General features: G+C 45.4%; 4 protein-coding genes. 1 reads left to right on the forward strand and 3 read right to left on the reverse strand.

The genetic code is table 11. From position 1 onward, the window contains the following. Positions 1-70: 70 nt before the first annotated feature. Positions 71-1,186 carry a fatty acid desaturase gene (locus PX484_RS00910; RefSeq protein ID WP_287764715.1) on the forward strand — a complete coding sequence of 372 codons (1,116 nt, stop codon included), beginning with the start codon at positions 71-73 and terminating at the stop codon, positions 1,184-1,186. Positions 1,187-1,514: 328 nt separating this feature from the next. On the opposite strand, the gene PX484_RS00915 is transcribed toward PX484_RS00910, so the two are convergent. From PX484_RS00915 to rpmI, 3 genes are read right to left on the reverse strand one after another with little or no spacing between them, the layout of a single operon-like run. Continuing rightward, complete coding sequence (locus PX484_RS00915) at positions 1,515-2,471, reverse strand: PhoH family protein (protein ID WP_004268263.1); 957 nt, start codon at positions 2,469-2,471, stop codon at positions 1,515-1,517. Positions 2,472-2,484: 13 nt separating this feature from the next. Then, entirely contained in the window at positions 2,485-2,832 is a 348-nt protein-coding gene (gene rplT, locus PX484_RS00920) for a 50S ribosomal protein L20 (RefSeq protein WP_002739593.1), read from the reverse strand. Positions 2,833-2,863: 31 nt separating this feature from the next. Continuing rightward, positions 2,864-3,067 carry a 50S ribosomal protein L35 gene (gene rpmI / locus PX484_RS00925; protein ID WP_002781071.1) on the reverse strand — a complete coding sequence of 68 codons (204 nt, stop codon included), beginning with the start codon at positions 3,065-3,067 and terminating at the stop codon, positions 2,864-2,866. Positions 3,068-3,361: the final 294 nt, after the last annotated feature.

Here is a 3,361-nt window from a genome sequence, read left to right on the forward strand (position 1 = left end):
CAGCTAATAAAACCGCCTGAATTTGGTTATTTAACCATTTTCAGGACAGTACAACTTATTTTCTACTGTCATGATACTGAAAAAACCCACCCCAACACAAGCATCGGCTTTAAGGGATAATCCACGCCTAGGGATGCTCCAACTCAGCGATAATCGTCTCGTACAAGCTTTCTTTGACTGGCTAACAGGCTACTACCTTGCTCCCCCTCTCTGGAAAAGCACACCCTCCTTAGAATTACTCTATGGCATACTCCAGTATATAGGAGGATTAGCGATCGCTCTTAGCCACTGGCAATTAATACCCCTAGGATGGGTGCTATCCGTAGCTGGAGCGGCTCAATTGCAAGAAATAGCCCACTTTTGCGCCCATAATGCTTTTTTCCCTCAATATCCCACTTATAACCATCTTTTAGGTTGTTTACTTACCTTAATTACTGGGAAAAAGCCCTTTCCATTGTTCAAAAAAGATCACCTATTAATTCACCACCCGCCGAAAAACCTAGCTACCATGAATGACAAAGGGAATACCCCCTACCTAGTAGAAGATTTAGGTTTTGAATTTGCCCAAGAAGAGGCCTTCTATTGGCAAAATTTGGGCAAGTTATTACTCTCTCCCAAGTTTTACGGAGAAACCTTCCTTGCTCGCCTGACTAATCTCCTTAAAGCTCCCATTAACTACCAAATAGCTACCCTGATTGTGCTTTTCTTGGCCTCTGTTTGTGCGGGTTTAACCCATTCTTGTTTAATCTGCTTACTCTGGGCGGTATTTACCCAACTCGGAACCTATGCAGCCGCACTCTTGCAACAGCTACCGGAGCATAATTGGGCCTATGAAGCCGATGATAATGAGGGAGCTAAATCTCAGGTAATTGGTAAATCTTTTGCCCTATATCTGGGTGCTTATCCTCCGCGCTCAGACCACTGGTTAGAGTGGTTAAAATGGTACATAGAATTAGTAGGAGCAGTCTTTATTCGGCTGACCATCCTTCCAGTTAGCCTAGGGGCGCACTGTGTTCACCATGCTACAACAAACGATAACAACTGGGCTAATCAACTATACACCCTAAGAGCTTTTCAGACTGGCTCGGTGAAAGGATGGCAGCGTTATCGATTCCTTGAGGTTTGGGGATACCGAAACTCCTTAAACTACGTCTTTGTCGGTTTTAGTTTAAGGGGAAAAAGCTAAATTAAACTCGGTGTGCAACTATATTTTTAGTCTTGATTTACAACAAGGCTTTCAGAAATCAGCAGAGATAAAGTATCCTCTGGAACCCTGATTCTGTCGTTTTTAGTTGCACATCGCGTTAAATTAACCTAATTCTATACTCTCTCGCAAGAGTACAAGAGCGACTATCTCAACAATCTGTTATTGGCTCTCCCAGGTTTGGTGGGTAAAATGTATTCTAAGATACATTACTCCTAGCGAGGGAGTGGAGCGAACCACAAAGACACAAAGGACACAAAGATCGATCCTGTGTAAGTTAAACTTATCACACAGAACCTAGAAGAGCCTGTTATTTTTCGTGCTGTTCGTAAGCTGAGACAATTTTTTGTACTAGGGGATGACGCACCACATCGGCCCGGGATAGGTAACAAAAAGCGATCCCTTCTACTGATTTGAGGATTTTTTGAGCGGCAATTAACCCCGATTCTTGCTGTTGCGGTAAATCGGTTTGGGTGACATCTCCAGTTACTACCATGCGCGAACCGAATCCCAAGCGAGTTAAGACCATTTTTAACTGTGCTGGGGTGGTATTTTGGGCCTCATCAACGATAACAAAAGCATTAGCTAGGGTTCGTCCCCGCATATAAGCTAAGGGAGCGATTTCGATTTTACCCCGTTCCATCAGGTCGGGAATTTTGGATGCTTCGATAAATTCGTATAAAGCATCGTAGAGGGGACGCAAAAAAGGATCGACTTTTTGCTGTAAATCCCCCGGGAGAAAGCCTAATTTTTCCCCCGCTTCCACGGCCGGCCGGGTGAGGATAATCCGTTCTACTTTATCTTCTAATAAAGCTTGTACGGCTAAAACGGCGGCTAAAAAGGTTTTCCCCGTGCCAGCAGGTCCAATACAAAAGGTGATATCGTGACTTTGAATCGCTTGGATATATTGACGCTGACGGAAGGTTTTTGCCCGAATTAGCTCCCCGCGACGGGTACGGGCGAGAATATCCTGCTGTAGTTCTTTATACTCGCTAGAACGCCCCGTATCGAGGGCATGGATAGCGGTCATAATATCGGCTTCGGCGATTAACTTGGCCTCTTGCCATAAAATACTTAAGGAGCGCACAATCGCTGTGGCACGCTCCACCGGGGTTGGTTGTCCCCCAATCCGCAATTCCATGCCTCTGAGGACTAAATTCGCCCCAGTTTGCCTGGCTATCAATTTGAGGTTAGCTTCTTGATGACCCGCTAAAGCGATCGCACTTTCTGAACTGGGGAATTGAATCGTTTGCCAAGTTTCCGTCATGCTCGGGGCTAAATTATCCTTTGGCTGTTTCTACCACTTTAGCAAAAGCGACGGGATCGAGGACAGCTAATTGGGCCAACATTTTCCGATTCAGGAGGATATTAGCTTTCTTTAATTGTCCGGTTAGTTGGCTGTAACTGATGCCCTGTTGACGAGCAGCGGCGTTAATGCGGGTAATCCAAAGACGACGAAAATCGCGTTTACGTTTGCGACGGTCTCTATAGGCATTCCGCAAGGCCTTCATTACCTGTTGGTTAGCGGTACGGAATAAGCGCGAGTGGGAACCGCGAAAACCTTTGGCTAATTTGAGAACTTTTTTGCGTCGCTTGCGGGCGACATTCCCCCGTTTTACTCTAGACATGATAATCCTTTAGACGATTTTTCTGGAAAATTTACAAATAGGGCAACATTAAGCGCACTTCCTTCTCGTCGCGCTCGTGTACCAGGGTAATCTGGGACAAACGACGGCGCTTGCGTTCGGCACTCTTATGATCGAGTAGATGATTTTTGAAGGCTTTGCGACGTTTGATTTTTTTGCCGCTTCCCGTGGCCTCAAATCGTTTGGCCGCCGCCTTTCGCGTTTTTAGCTTGGGCATAAACTCCCTTTTATTAAATCGACACAATCACTAATACTATCACAAATAGAGGACTTTGGGCAAGAAGTGGACCCAAGATTCCTGCTCTTATCCCGACTTTGGCCAGGTCTGTGCTTGGGAATTAAATCAATCGGGAATTTTCCCCTTCCTTTCGATCGAATCGCTAAGATCCAGATAATGTCTCGCGTTAACACGCATCTGGAGAAGTTATGGCTAAAACCCTACTAGAACAATTACGCCAATTTACAGTGGTTGTTGCCGATACCGGCGATATCCAAGCGATCGAAGCTTTTA

This window comes from Microcystis sp. M49636_WE2 (genome assembly GCF_030065375.1).
Classification (GTDB): Bacteria; Cyanobacteriota; Cyanobacteriia; order Cyanobacteriales; family Microcystaceae; genus Microcystis; species Microcystis aeruginosa_C.